The 13,251-nt window shown below is 50.6% G+C and carries 15 protein-coding genes; 9 read left to right on the plus strand and 6 right to left on the minus strand.

Features of this window, described 5'->3' with window-relative positions; all coding sequences use genetic code 11:
- Position 1: 1 nt before the first annotated feature.
- A complete protein-coding gene (locus GUA87_RS04275; protein WP_193715267.1) occupies positions 2-703 on the minus strand; it encodes a lipid-binding SYLF domain-containing protein in 702 nt (233 codons plus the stop codon).
- Positions 704-936: 233 nt separating this feature from the next.
- On the opposite strand from GUA87_RS04275, the gene GUA87_RS04280 reads away from it, so the two are divergent.
- The 4 genes from GUA87_RS04280 to GUA87_RS04295 all read left to right on the plus strand — a co-directional run bounded on the left by GUA87_RS04280 (position 937) and on the right by GUA87_RS04295 (position 4,700).
- The gene (locus GUA87_RS04280) at positions 937-1,932 is read left to right on the plus strand and encodes an MBL fold metallo-hydrolase (protein ID WP_193715268.1); all 996 of its coding nucleotides are present in this window, start codon (positions 937-939) and stop codon (positions 1,930-1,932) included.
- A gap of 31 nt (positions 1,933-1,963) precedes the next feature.
- Positions 1,964-3,286, plus strand: coding sequence for an ActS/PrrB/RegB family redox-sensitive histidine kinase (locus tag GUA87_RS04285; RefSeq protein ID WP_193715269.1), 1,323 nt, complete (start codon positions 1,964-1,966; stop codon positions 3,284-3,286).
- Positions 3,287-3,360: 74 nt separating this feature from the next.
- On the plus strand, positions 3,361-3,888 hold the full coding sequence (locus tag GUA87_RS04290; RefSeq protein WP_193715815.1) for an ActR/PrrA/RegA family redox response regulator transcription factor: 528 nt from the start codon (positions 3,361-3,363) through the stop codon (positions 3,886-3,888).
- A gap of 5 nt (positions 3,889-3,893) precedes the next feature.
- Positions 3,894-4,700: a DNA-methyltransferase gene (locus GUA87_RS04295; RefSeq protein ID WP_193715270.1), complete on the plus strand. Its 807-nt coding sequence runs from the start codon at positions 3,894-3,896 to the stop codon at positions 4,698-4,700.
- A gap of 21 nt (positions 4,701-4,721) precedes the next feature.
- Here GUA87_RS04295 and GUA87_RS04300 read toward each other — a convergent pair whose 3' ends face one another.
- Positions 4,722-5,318, minus strand: coding sequence for a hypothetical protein (locus GUA87_RS04300; protein WP_193715271.1), 597 nt, complete (start codon positions 5,316-5,318; stop codon positions 4,722-4,724).
- A gap of 398 nt (positions 5,319-5,716) precedes the next feature.
- On the opposite strand from GUA87_RS04300, the gene GUA87_RS04305 reads away from it, so the two are divergent.
- The 5 genes from GUA87_RS04305 to GUA87_RS04325 all read left to right on the plus strand — a co-directional run bounded on the left by GUA87_RS04305 (position 5,717) and on the right by GUA87_RS04325 (position 11,067).
- Positions 5,717-6,988 (plus strand): glycosyltransferase family 4 protein, encoded by a 1,272-nt coding sequence (locus tag GUA87_RS04305; RefSeq protein ID WP_193715272.1) that lies wholly within the window; start codon positions 5,717-5,719, stop codon positions 6,986-6,988.
- Positions 6,989-7,061: 73 nt separating this feature from the next.
- Complete coding sequence (locus GUA87_RS04310; RefSeq protein ID WP_193715273.1) at positions 7,062-7,649, plus strand: D-sedoheptulose 7-phosphate isomerase; 588 nt, start codon at positions 7,062-7,064, stop codon at positions 7,647-7,649.
- Positions 7,650-7,655: 6 nt separating this feature from the next.
- A complete protein-coding gene (gene rfaE1 / locus GUA87_RS04315) occupies positions 7,656-9,155 on the plus strand; it encodes a D-glycero-beta-D-manno-heptose-7-phosphate kinase (RefSeq protein ID WP_193715274.1) in 1,500 nt (499 codons plus the stop codon).
- On the plus strand, positions 9,145-10,140 hold the full coding sequence (gene rfaD, locus GUA87_RS04320) for an ADP-glyceromanno-heptose 6-epimerase (RefSeq protein ID WP_193715275.1): 996 nt from the start codon (positions 9,145-9,147) through the stop codon (positions 10,138-10,140). The genes rfaE1 and rfaD overlap by 11 nt, the downstream gene beginning before the upstream one ends.
- Positions 10,141-10,215: 75 nt before the next feature.
- A complete protein-coding gene (locus GUA87_RS04325) occupies positions 10,216-11,067 on the plus strand; it encodes a DUF547 domain-containing protein (RefSeq protein ID WP_193715276.1) in 852 nt (283 codons plus the stop codon).
- On the opposite strand, the gene GUA87_RS04330 is transcribed toward GUA87_RS04325, so the two are convergent.
- From GUA87_RS04330 to GUA87_RS04345, 4 genes are read right to left on the minus strand one after another with little or no spacing between them, the layout of a single operon-like run.
- Entirely contained in the window at positions 11,064-11,519 is a 456-nt protein-coding gene (locus tag GUA87_RS04330; RefSeq protein WP_193715277.1) for an MmcB family DNA repair protein, read from the minus strand. The genes GUA87_RS04325 and GUA87_RS04330 overlap by 4 nt on opposite strands.
- Positions 11,516-11,884 carry a helix-turn-helix domain-containing protein gene (locus GUA87_RS04335; RefSeq protein ID WP_193715278.1) on the minus strand — a complete coding sequence of 123 codons (369 nt, stop codon included), beginning with the start codon at positions 11,882-11,884 and terminating at the stop codon, positions 11,516-11,518. Before GUA87_RS04335 ends, GUA87_RS04330 begins: the two co-directional genes overlap by 4 nt.
- Before the next feature lie 10 nt (positions 11,885-11,894).
- Positions 11,895-12,581: a Smr/MutS family protein gene (locus GUA87_RS04340; protein ID WP_193715279.1), complete on the minus strand. Its 687-nt coding sequence runs from the start codon at positions 12,579-12,581 to the stop codon at positions 11,895-11,897.
- Positions 12,568-13,251, minus strand: a complete 684-nt coding sequence (locus GUA87_RS04345; RefSeq protein ID WP_193715280.1) for a LutC/YkgG family protein — start codon at positions 13,249-13,251, stop codon at positions 12,568-12,570. Before GUA87_RS04345 ends, GUA87_RS04340 begins: the two co-directional genes overlap by 14 nt.

A 13,251-nucleotide genomic window follows, 5' to 3' on the forward strand; every position in this document is an offset into this window, starting at 1 on the left:
ACTATGGTGCTTCGGCCGCAGACAGTGCGTCTTTCAGTTCAGCCGCACCAACCGCATTAACGGATCTGCGCAACACTACATCACCTGCGGTAACTGTCTGGCCATAATAGGCTTTTTGCCAGTCATCACGAGCGTCCAGAATGGACCCTTCCACAGAGGCGCCAATAAACAGACCCGAGTTCTTGGCAAACGAGAACACATCCACATCAAGGTTGGTCGTGCTTGAAGCCCCGACATTTGTGCCCATGGGGCCAACCGCCGCACTTAGGTCGCCACCCAGTTTCACCTGATTATTGATGATGGCTTCAAGACCCTTCTGGGTCATGATCACCAAAACCAGCTCCTTCGCTTCTGCACCAATTTGAAGTCCGAAACTTGCCTGACCCATTGTATAAAAGGCCGGGCTGCTCCAGCTCCCATCAACACCACGAGCCAGAAGCACGCCAGATCCGCCAGCACCGCCCACAAAGAAGCCTGCTTTTAGAACCTGCGGAAAGACCATCACACCTTTTGAGACGGCCAGAAGTTTACGAAACTGTTCCAGATCTGATTGTGTTTTCAGACTTTCCACCGTCAATTTCGCTTTGTCCACAAGCTGTTGCTGTTCCGATGCCTGAGCGGAGACCGACCACAGAATAACCGCTAAAAATGCCACAGCAGCCTTTAAAACCGGTTTTACACCAAGTGTTTTTCCAAAAAACATAATTGCCCCCTGATCAGCAGTTCCTTATAGGCTGCTTTGCCAGATGTAAATGTTGTGCCCTTGTCTTTAGGCATTCGAACAATACTGTAATAAACAATATATACACCGATCGCCGGATCACCACGCCAAAAGCGTTGTAAATTATTAGCGGATCAATAAATGAGACATATAAAGCCCTGAATTATGACATTATTAAGGTTGTGAGATGGGTAAAGAAAATGAGGGTTGGGTGCATGTCAAATACTGGAAGCAAAAATTCAGGTGCAGGAAAATCCAAAGGGCGATTTCAGAACCTGCCCAATCCAGACATCAAGAAACCGAGCCGTAAAACCTACGTATCCTTCGTCATGCGAATGATGAAATACAGCCGTGAGATTGTCGATATCCCGGAGGGACATATCATTCCACAAGACAAAGCCGCTAATGATGTCAAAAGCCGTCTTGAAGACGGGGCTGATTTCATTACCTGGCTCGGTCAGGCCTCCTTCCTGATCCGTATGAATGGCAGAACTTTTCTAACTGACCCCTATCTTTCAAGTCATGCCTCCCCGTCCAGAATTGCGGGCCCGAAACGCTTTGTAGAACCCGGTCTTCGCATCGAGGATCTGCCAAAAATTGACTATCTCGTTCTGTCCCATAATCACTATGACCATCTGGACAGCAGAACGCTTAAAAAACTGGCAGGGAAAACGGAAATGATGGCGATTGTTCCGTTGGGGCTTGGGAGATATATGGAAAAACGCGGGTTTCATCATGTTCAGGAAATGGATTGGTGGGACAGTCTGCAAGCCGGTGACGTTACGTTGCGGGCCCTGCCATCACAGCATTGGTCAAAGCGTACTCTCTTTGATCGCAACAAAAGCTTATGGGCTTCTTTTGCCTTTGAGGGAAAAAACAACAAAGTCTTCTTCACGGGGGACACCGGATATGGACCTCTGTTCAAGGATATCGGTGAGGATTTTGGCCCCTTCGACTACACGCTGGTGGGCATCGGCGCCTATGAGCCACGTGAGATCATGAAGGCCCATCACACAAATCCGGAAGAAGCCGTTCAAATTGGATTGGATGTCAAAAGCCGCATTCTGGTCGGGATGCATTGGGGCACTGTCCGTCTTACGGATGAACCTTTGTTTGAACCCCCCGGACGCTTCTTGCAAGCCGCCAAGAATGCGGGGTATGATGCGGAAAATACATGGGTGATGAGTATAGGGGAGAGCCGGTCTTTATAGCCTTTTAAGCTCTCTTCCATGATGGGTTGAAATGGCGATAAGTGATTTGTTCAGCTCCGGTGATAAAAGCCGTGAAGCGCTTACAGTTAGCGAAGGCGTCCGCCTTCAATCTCTGGTCTATATTCGTTGGCTCGCCGTTCTGGGGCAGGCATTTGCTCTGTTTTTGGTCCATGTCACTTTGGGGTTTGACCTTCCCATTGTAGAGGCGTCTTTGCTTGTTGCCGCAAGTGCCGTAGTCAACGTTCTGGTTACCATCAGCCAAAAACCCACTGCGCGCCTCTCTGACAGTGGCGCCATCATCTATCTTTTCTATGATGCCCTTCAACTTACGGGGCTGTTATATTTGACCGGCGGACTCACAAATCCGTTTTCCTTGCTGTTTTTGGTGCCAGTTACTATTTCGGCCACGAACCTGTCTTTAAGGGGAACTGTTTTTCTGGGGCTCACCACCCTTGTTGCCATCAGTTTTCTGGCCATTTTCTATATCCCGCTGCCTTTATCTAAAGAACAGCTGGTGGTTTCTGACATCTATATCGTCGCCATTTGGTCCGCGCTTGTGATCGGTACCGTGTTTCTGTCCGGATATGCTTGGCGCATCTCTTCAGACAGCCGACGAATGAATGAAGCATTGACAATCGCCCGCCTGTCCTTGGCCCGCGAACAGCAACTTTCCGCGGTTGGCGGGATTGCGGCGGCGGCGGCTCATGAACTTGGGACACCGCTGAATACTATTTTGCTGGTCTCAGAAGAGCTTTCCCGTGAGTTTCCGGAAGACAGTGACCATGCCGAGGATGCCCGCCTTCTTTATGGTCAGGCCCGAAAATGCGCTGAAGTGTTGGAACAACTCTCCACAAAACCGGATACAAGCCGCTTCCTTCAAACCGATGCTCACCATAACTATCTGCCACTTCACAGCCTTTTGGCGCTGGTTCGGGATAAACAGATGGAAAAGGGTAAGGAAATTGAGGTTCTAACTCACGGAAGTGTGGAGGAAGAGCCAAAGCTCTATGCGACGCCTGAGTTGATGTATGGCCTTGGTAATGTGATGAGCAATGCGGCAGAGTTCGCCCGCAATAAAGTCACCATCACCGCGGACTGGCGGGAGAAAAACGTCAAAGTCACCATTCAGGATGATGGTCCGGGCTTTAATCAGGAAATTCTGGATCGTTTGGGAGAGCCTTATACATCCAGTCGGGCGGGAAATGGCGGTATGGGGTTGGGTGTTTTTATCGCCCAGATGCTGATCCGCCATACGGGCGGAAATATCGATTTTAAGAACAATAAATCAGGCGGTGCTCTTGTGATCATTCAATGGCCCCGCAGCCAATTGGAAAAAGCAGCCCCAAGCAACTAAAACAATGGGTTTTGACCCATGAGAACCTATATTGCTATAGTGGAAGAGTATTTGAATGGTGGAGCGTATAAGTGATGGATGAAAAACGCCTGCTGATCGTGGATGATGACGAGATTTTCCTGAACCGGCTGGGCCGGAGCATGGAGAAAAACGGATTTACGACAACTTTGGCAAACAGTGTTGAAGACGGCAAAAACAAAGCGCTGACCTCTAAGCCGCAATTTGCGGTTGTTGATCTGCGCCTTGAAGATGGCAGCGGCCTTGATGTGGTGGAAGCCATCCGCCAGCATAACCCTGACGCTCGCATCGTTATGCTCACCGGATATGGAAACATCGCCTCTGCCGTTGCGGCGGTGAAAGCCGGCGCCATCGATTATCTGGCAAAACCTGCCAATGCCGATGACATTATTGCCGCCCTGTATGCCAAAGAAGGTGAGAAACCAAATCCGCCTGAAAACCCCATGTCCGCAGACCGCGTTCGGTGGGAGCATATCCAGCGGGTTTACGAGCTTTGCGATCACAATATGTCTGAAACAGCGCGCCGCCTGAATATGCACCGCAGAACCCTGCAACGCATTATGGCCAAACGCTCCCCTCAGTAGGTGTGATGGAAGCAACCGATCATAAGCTGTTATGTGGCGATGCCCTCTCTTTATTGGCGGAGGAAGCATCCGAAAGCGTGGATCTGATTATCGCCGACCCACCTTATAATCTTGGCAAAAACTACGGCAATAATATCGACCTTAAAGAACGGGCCGAGTATCAAACTTTCACGCGCGCTTGGCTTGAAGAAGCCAGGCGTATCTTGAAACCAGGTGGATCGCTTTTCTGTTTTATGGGGGTGAAGTTTATCGCCCGCCTTTATGTCACCCTGGAAGAAGAGTTGGAGCTGACCCCGCAGGGTTGGATCACCTGGCATTACACCCAAGGCATTGGCCGTAAACGCGGTTTTTCTCCGCGCCATGAAGATATTTTGTGGTTTTCAAAAGGCGAGGAAGCCACTTTCAATCTGGATGATGTGCGTATCCCGCAGAAATACTACCGAAAACGCAATAACATGGCGGGGGCAAACCCTGGTGATGTCTGGCAGTTTAGTCACGTTCACTACTGCGCAGCGGAACGGCAACCTCATCCCACCCAAAAACCCGAAGCCTTGATCGAGCGGATTATCATGGCCGCCTCCAACGCGGGTGATGTGGTTCTGGATCCCTTTATGGGAAGCGGGACAACAAATCGGGTCGCCAAAATTCTTGGTCGTCATTCCATTGGCTTTGATATTAACCCAGATTATCTGGAGATGAGCAAAACCCGATTGGATCAACCTTTTGAAGGTTTTGACAGCATTGATCCCAGAAAAGACAGGGCACCAAAGGATGTTCCAACAAAAAAGGCGGCTGAAGAAGCCGCCTCCTGATCTCTATCTGGAAATCTACCTTCAAGCAGATCTGCGCTTGCGCCAGCCGAGGAAACCAAGCAGCGCAATACCAGCACCGTAAAGCGGCAGGGCAGCAGGAAGGGGAACAACCGATATTTTCAGATTGCCAATTTCAAATGCGTTTTGCGATGAAGAAAACTCAATCCGATCAAACAGGGAATTTGCCATGATCATCACTTGCGCAAATCCAGAACCTGATGTTGCACCTTCACCAATCACTGTTCCGCCCGTGATAAAATCCACCAAAGTTGTGCCTTGATAGAATTTTACAAGGTTAAAGCTGTCAACGGATCCCCAGACAAATTCAACTTTGTTCGTTGAGGTGCCAAGGTCGTAAGTTGCAGAAGAGTTTGCACGAACAGCTGTAAATTTCCCGTCCGCCAAAGATGTACCTTCAAAAGGACTACGGTAATACAGGTTCACATTGTCTGTACCGATAATATTCTGGTGGACCAATCCCGTTGTGGCATCCGCATCGGGCATATCCAATGCTTCTGTCGGGACCGTAAAGTCCAAAGCAACCGTTGCTGCTGTTGCTGGAGTTATCATCATCAGACCTGTAAACAGGCCAAGTGCCATAGCCAGAACTTTTTTCATCTTACGCCTAACCAAATAATCAACCGGGGGACAGAATGTCTGCTTGAACGTGAGCTCCTATATTTCACGTAACTAGCTCAATTTAAACAGCAAAATTAGATCAACTTTTCGCGAAATTGTATCTATCGTGAAATTGGCTATGTTTTTCAATTGTTTGAACAGGTTTAGACAAAATTTGATGAATTAAGGCATTTACTAAAAATTAACCATAAATTCTGATCGCCACTTTACTCCTATCCTCCATATGGGGGATAAGGATTTTCACATAAAAACGAATCACGCCTGTCACCTACAGGTCACAGATTTCGAAAATGAAGATTTTCCAATGTTATTATTGAATTAACATATTCAGGATAACTCTATGCTTCGGACTTAAGGGTTGAAGATCGAGGGGATCTATGCGCGTTCTGTTCTTACATAATAACTTTCCGGCTCAATATCGGCATGTGGCCAAGAAGCTGGCAGAGAAAAAGAAAAATCAGGTTGTGTTTGCCTCCCACCGCGCGGTCGAGAAAATCCCCGGCGTGATTAACCGCCTGTATAAACCCCACCGCGAGCCGGGCGAGAAAACCCATCACTATCTGAAAACCACTGAATCTGCGGTGATTAATGGTCAGTCCCTGTTCAAAAGCTGTGTGGAGCTGAAACAGAAAGGTTTCTACCCCGATATCATCTGCGCCCATTCAGGATGGGGTCCAGCCCTTTATGTGAAGGACCTGTTCCCCAATGCCAAGCTGCTGTGCTATTTCGAGTGGTACTACCATGCCTTCGGATCGGACGCGGATTTTTTAAAAGACAGTCAGCTCAATCTGGATGATGCCGCCCGCATTCGCACAAAAAACGTGCCCGTTCTCATGGATCTGGCACATTGTGACTGGGGGCAGGTCCCAACCTATTTCCAAGCCTCCCAATTCCCCGAAATATTCCACAACAAACTTTCTGTGCTCCATGACGGGGTAGATACCGCCTTCTTTAAACCTAACCCGAAGGCAGAGAAAAAATTTGGAAATCTGGATCTCACCCACGCTGAGGAGATCCTCACCTACGCAACCCGGGGGATGGAGCCTTACCGAGGCTTCCCTGAATTTATGCGCGCGGCCCATATTCTTATGAAGCAGCGGCCCAACTTGCATGTGGTGGTGGTTGGCAGTGACCGCGTGGCCTATGGCAAGAAATTGCCGGAAGGGGATAGCTGGCGCAAACGTATGTTGAAAGAGCTGGATTTCGACGAAAGCCGTTTGCATTTTACAGGCCTTCTCCCTTACGAAGATTATGTGAAAGTTCTGCAAGCCTCTACGGTTCAGGCCTATTTAACTGTGCCTTTTGTTCTGTCCTGGTCACTGATTGAAACCCTGTCATGCGGTGCATTGTTGGTTGCGTCCGATACCGCACCAGTTCGCGAAGTTGTCCGCGATGGGGAAAATGGCTTCCTTGCAGATTTCTTTGATCACGAAGCCTTTGCCGAGAAAATCGCTTACGTTCTGGATAATGAAAAGGACCTGCAACATGTGCGGGATGCCGCCCGTCAGACGGTTCTGGATAACTATTCTCACAAGAAACTTCTCAATCGGCAATTGAAGCTGATCCGTGATGTTGCCGCTGGGACTTTACCCCCGACCGAGGGACCGACAGCGATCCCAGATCATATTCAGCCACTTGCCCCGAAATAAACTGGGCAATTGCATCCCGTTTATGGCTATATTATTACCCTAGTAGAACTTTACAAATCTCTAGGGGATACCGTTGGACGCTTCGGCCTATTATGACGACGAGATGGAAGATCACGCTTCCGTTCTGAAAGCCACCCGCGAAAGCATGAAAGAGCCTTTTGAAAAGATGCTTGGCATCTGGGCCAACTGCATTAGAGGCGGCGGAAAAATCCTCTTTTGCGGTAACGGGGGCAGCGCTGCGGATGCGCAGCATCTGTCCGCTGAGCTGGTGGTCCGCTTTATCAAAGACCGCGCGCCCATTCCGGCCATCGCCCTTAACACAGATACCTCAGCCATGACAGCAGGGGCCAATGATCTGGGATATGACATGGTTTTTGCCCGTCAGGTGGAAGCTTTGGGCCGCCCGGGTGATGTGGTTGTTGGAATTTCAACCTCCGGCACCAGCCCAAATATTGTGGCTGCCTTAAAAATGGCGAAAGAGAAGGGTCTTATCCCCACCGCAATGACGGGGCGGGATGGTGGCGTGATGCCGGACCTTGCCGATCATTCCATTATTGTGCCTGCGCAATCGACCCGCCGCATTCAGGAAATGCATATCACATTGGGTCATATGTTGTGCGGGGCGCTGGAAATTGAACTGGAACTAGCAAAGACTGAGTAAAGCCGCATGAGCGAACTGGACCCACGACAACTGTCGTCCATTGTCAACAAATTCAAAGACGTCCATGTCCTCTGTCTTGGGGACGTGATGCTGGACCGGTTCACCTATGGCAGCGCAGGGCGTATTTCCCCCGAAGCCCCCATTCCGGTTCTCAGCATTTCCCATCAGCAAAGCATGCTGGGCGGTGCAGGGAATGTGGTGCGTAATATCCTGTCCCTTGGCGGTAAGGCCACTTTGGTTGCCGTTGTAGGCGATGACGCGGAAGGCCGTGAAATTCAGCATCTTCTTGAAAAAGAAGAGGGAATAACGCCTGCGCTGGTCACGTCAAAAGGCCGCCCTACCACGGTGAAAACCCGCTTTATTGCCGATGGTCAGCAACTTCTTCGCGCTGATGCGGAGGCCTCTCATCCGGTGACAAAACCAACCGCTGTGGGACTGGTTGATAACTTCAAAGCGGCTTTAAATAAAGTGCAGATGGTGATCCTCTCTGATTATGCTAAAGGGGTGTTGTCAGATGAAGTTCTGAAAGAGGTCATTGCCGCAGCTAATGAAGCCGGAGTTCCCGTCGTTGCAGATCCAAAATCTGAAGATTTCAGCCGCTATCAAGGGGTGGATCTTCTCACACCAAACCGCAAGGAAATGATCGCCGCTGCAGGCATGCCGTGTGATACCAATTCCGATGTGGTCGCCGCCGCCAGATCCGTGATGTCCCGTGATAATATCAAGGCGTTACTGGTTACTCGTTCCGAAGCCGGAATGAGTTTGATCTCTGAGGCAGATGAAACCCATGTGGCTGCTCAAGCCCAGGAAGTTTTCGACGTCTCCGGTGCCGGTGACAGTGTCATCGCTTGCCTGTCCCTTGGTATCGGGGCGGGGGCCTCCCACGGGGAGGCGGCCTATCTTGCCAACCTGGCAGGGGGTGTTGTGGTCGCCAAACAAGGCACCGCAGCCGTCACAGCCGATGAAATTGAAGCCGCCCTTCATAACGTGGAGGTGCGCGAAGCTGATAATAAGATCACGTCACTTACCCATGCGAAAGACATTGTCGACGGCTGGCGGGCAAGGGGTCTTAAAGTGGGCTTCACCAACGGCTGTTTTGATCTGGTGCATCCGGGGCATATTTCCCTGATCCGTCAGGCCCGCGCTGAATGTGACCGCCTGATTGTGGGCCTCAATACTGATGACAGTATCCGCCGTTTGAAGGGCCCGGATCGCCCGGCCACCAACGAAACCTCCCGCGCCATTGTTCTTGCGGGGCTGGAAGATGTGTCCCTTGTGGTGCCTTTCGCAGAAGACACACCGATCAACCTGATCGAAGGCCTGAAGCCGGATGTGCTGGTAAAAGGTGCTGATTATACGGTGGAAACGGTTGTGGGTTCCGACATTGTGCAGGCCTATGGCGGCCGTGTTTTGCTTGCAGAACTTAAAGAAGGGTTCAGCACAACTCGCACGATCCAGCGCCTTTTGGAAACCGACAGAAAGAAATTTGCAAACGATGACAGCTAAACGCATTTTGGTGACCGGCGCCGCCGGCTTTATCGGCTCCAACATTGCCGCCGCCCTTTCCGATCGCGGGGATGACGTGATTGTCTGTGACTGGCTGGAAGAGGGGGAGAAGTGGAAAAACCTCGCCAAGCATGTGATCACGGATTTTGTGGATCCCGATGAATTAGAATGGTGGATGGAAGATAAAGGCGAAGGCCTTGATGCGATCATCCATATGGGCGCGATTTCCGCAACCACCGAAACGGACGGCGACCTTATTCTCAACCGTAATTTCCGCCCAACGAAGTTCCTGTGGGATTGGTGTACGGCCCATAAAGTCCCGTTTATTTATGCGTCTTCTGCGGCGACTTACGGCAATGGGGAGGGCGGTTTTACAGATCATCAGGACAGCGAAGCCCTTGCCAAGCTTCAACCGCTCAACCTTTATGGGTGGAGCAAGCATTCCTTTGATAAATTCGTAGCCCGCACTTTGGAAACACAGGGCCCAACCCCACCGCAATGGGCAGGCCTGAAATTCTTCAATGTCTATGGCCCCAACGAATACCACAAGGAAGGCATGAAAAGTGTCATCGCGCAGGCCTATCCAAAGGTTGCGGCTGGCGATCCGGTCACCCTGTTTAAATCCCATAACCCTATATATGAAGATGGCGGTCAGCTTCGGGATTTTGTCTATGTGAAAGACTGCGTCAAAGTCATTCTCTGGCTTCTGGATAACACTCAGGCGTCTGGCCTGTTCAATATCGGTACTGGCGAAGCCCGCTCTTTCAAAGATCTGGCCCTTGCAACGTTTAAGGCGGCAGGTGTTGACCCCAACATCAATTATATCGACACCCCGGTCAGCATTCGCGACAAATACCAGTATTTCACCCAAGCCGACATGAGCAAACTTCGCGCTGCGGGCTTTGGGGGGAATTTCTATTCACTGGAAGACGGGATTGCTGACTACGTATCGGAATATCTTTCAAAGGAAGACCCCTATCTGTAGCTGACATTTTCGTGAGGGGTTTTGAATTTTACCGTGTGCCCCACATCTCTATCTTCTAAGTCTAAAGGATGTTTGATGATGAATGTGACACGCGTACCTGTCTTAACCCTTCTTGCGGCTATCTTTGTTGGCCTCGCCAACCTGTCTTTTGCTGCCCCGGCGTCAGAACTTATCCCCCGCTGGGATGCTCATGATCAAAACAGTAAAACTGTTGTCAATCACAGCAAACTTGATCAGTTCCTCGCCAAATACCGATATGTGGGGGATGATGGTGTTGCGCGCCTTCACTATAATCATGTGACACCAGAAGATCGGAATTTACTGAACGGTTATGTGTCGGATCTGGAAGCCGTTCCCGTCAGTAAACTGAACCGGGCGGAGCAATATGCCTACTGGGTGAACCTTTATAACAGCGGCACAATCAAAGTTATTCTCGACCATTTCCCGGTACCAACCATCAAGGACATCAACATCTCCCCGGGGTTTTTCTCTGTGGGGCCTTGGGGGAAACAGTTTCTGAAAGTCGAAGGTGAAGCAGTTTCCCTCGATAATATCGAACATGGCATTCTTCGCCCAATCTGGAAGGATCCTCGCACCCACTATGTGGTGAACTGCGCCTCCATTGGATGTCCGGATATCCCGGAAAAGGCCTTAACCGCTCATAATACCGAACAGACACACGAGAAGGCCGCCCGCGCCTATGTGAATAACCCACGCGGAGTTCGGGTCACAGAAAGTGGCGATGTTTACGCCTCCAGCATCTATGACTGGTTTTCTTCTGACTTTGGGAATTCAGAGGCCGACACCCTCGACCATATCCGCAAATATGCCGCGGAAGACTTAAAATCCAGACTAGAGGGTAAGTCCGAAATAGAAGGTTATAATTACAACTGGTCCCTTAACGGGGATCCAAAACCAAACGGTTAGAACAGGTTTTTCTGGCGAAGTTGACCTGTCTCAATGGACCGAAGGCGGGTCGCAGCCTGCCTTGCAAAACGCAAAGTCATATTTTTGCGCCGCGCGGCATTTAATTTGAAATCTGTGCTGGGACGCAAAATCTCTGCATGAAAGTCATCCGCAATGATGAGCCCCTGATCTTCCGGGATCATGTCGGTTGGAAAATCCTCGGCGACAGCAAAGAAGAATTGATCACAAAATTCCAGATAGTCCTGCCATTTATTATCGGCACGATAATCTTCAGGCCCGCTTTTCACTTCCGCCACGATAATGTGGCCCTTGTCATTTATCCCCATCACATCCACACGGCGGCGGGACCTTAATTTCACCTCACACATGGCCGCATAACCCATGGTTTCAAACAGGACCTGCACCCCACGGGCTAGCCTCACACCCTTATCAGATCTGGCGCTTTCCGTCATTTGCGCTCCGGTGTGGATTGTTTCAGATACTCCAGCATTTCCTGAAGGCGCGGCTCTGACAGGTTGCGAATTTCACGCGCCAAAAGATTTGCGTATTCAGTGGCTGTTGGGGATAACCCACTGGTATCCACCGTCGCTTTGGGGTGGGAGAGGGACGCAAGGCGGTGCATTTCCTCTGCCTCATCCCAGATAATATTAAAGTAGGAGCAAATCTGCTCCACCAGTGACCAGGACGGTTGACCCCGATGCCCATGTTCCAGCGCGGACAGATAGGCTGAACTGATCTGCAGGTCTTCCGCCATTTTCTTTAAGGTCACATCCTGCGCTTCACGGAGGGCACGTACTTTCAGGCCAAATGGTGTCATTTATCTCTCCTCACACCCCGCGATGCCGCCGAAGCAGAACATAAAGGGCGCCGCCGCCGCCGTGGCGGGTCTGGGCCACCCGATAATCCAGCACCATTCGCCGCATTTCAGGTTCAGACAACCAGCGGGGAACCTCTTCGCGCAGAATACCTTTACGGCCGCCGCCCATAAAATCTGCATCTTCCGTTTTGTGGGCCGACGATCCTTTCCCTGTAATCACCAGAACACAGCGCCATCCTTGACGGTGGGCATGTCCCAGAAAGGATTTCAGCTTGGAATGCGCTACCCGGCGGGTAAGCCCATGAAGATCAAGCCGCCCTTCAATTTCCATCTTTCCTTTACGAAGGCGTTCTGATGTGTTGCGGTCCAGCCCCGGTACATTCTGACGGCTTGATGGATCCGCTTCCAGATCCCGGCTGACCAGTTTGTTATGCGATGACAACCCGGACAATTGATGCCCAAGGGAGGAAAAAGACCGCATTGGAGCCGATTTTTCGGTTGGTTTTGCGGATCGCGATCTGGAAATTTTAGGTTTGGATGACTGCCCATCCTTCATCGCATCATAAGCAGAATAAAGATCAGAACTGATCGGGGTAACCTGTTTGGCAACATGGTTCCAAAGGCGACTGTCTTCATCTTTCGATGACCCCGTGTCGCCCTTGGTCGTCTTGCCACCTTTACCCTTATTCGTCGACATCACCCACCATGATGATGTGAAGCTGTTTAGGGCCGTGGGCCCCCATGATCAGGCGTTGTTCAATATCTGCGGTTCTGGAAGGGCCGGAGATAAAGTTCACCGTGCGGGGCATGGTTGCCTCACCATATGACTCACGAAGGCGATCCCATGCTTCTTCATAAGAGCCCGTCATGCTGTTCACATCCAGAACAACGATATGATTTTCAGGCACGAAATTCACTGTGGAAGGCGTGTCTTTCCCTGATGCCATCATCAAAGTGCCAGATTCAGCCACCGCCGCAAAAGCCGGGCTCAAGCCCACCATATCTTCTTCAGCACCCGCACCTTCCACCATTTCAAGGGTAGGAATCTTATCCCAAGGAAGGTCCGTTACCTCTTTAGAAGGGGTGATCTTAATGCGGCTTGGCAGGTTATTTTGCGCCAGATATTCCTGAACTTTCGCCGGAATATCTTCTTTGCTAGACACCCGTTCTACCGTGGCAGCCAAAGCTTCGATCTTCTTCTGGAACAGATCCAGACGATCTTTTTGCGGAATATCGCCCCGTTTTGGGATAATGCCCCGCTTATGCGCCTTGATCCGACGTGCCAGAACATTGGCGTCTTTCTTGGCAAGCTTGTCGCGATTGTGGCCCGCACGAATACGGCCAAGGATTTTTGATCTTGAATCCAT

The sequence above is a fragment of the Sneathiella sp. P13V-1 genome, assembly GCF_015143595.1.
Classification (GTDB): Bacteria; Pseudomonadota; Alphaproteobacteria; order Sneathiellales; family Sneathiellaceae; genus Sneathiella.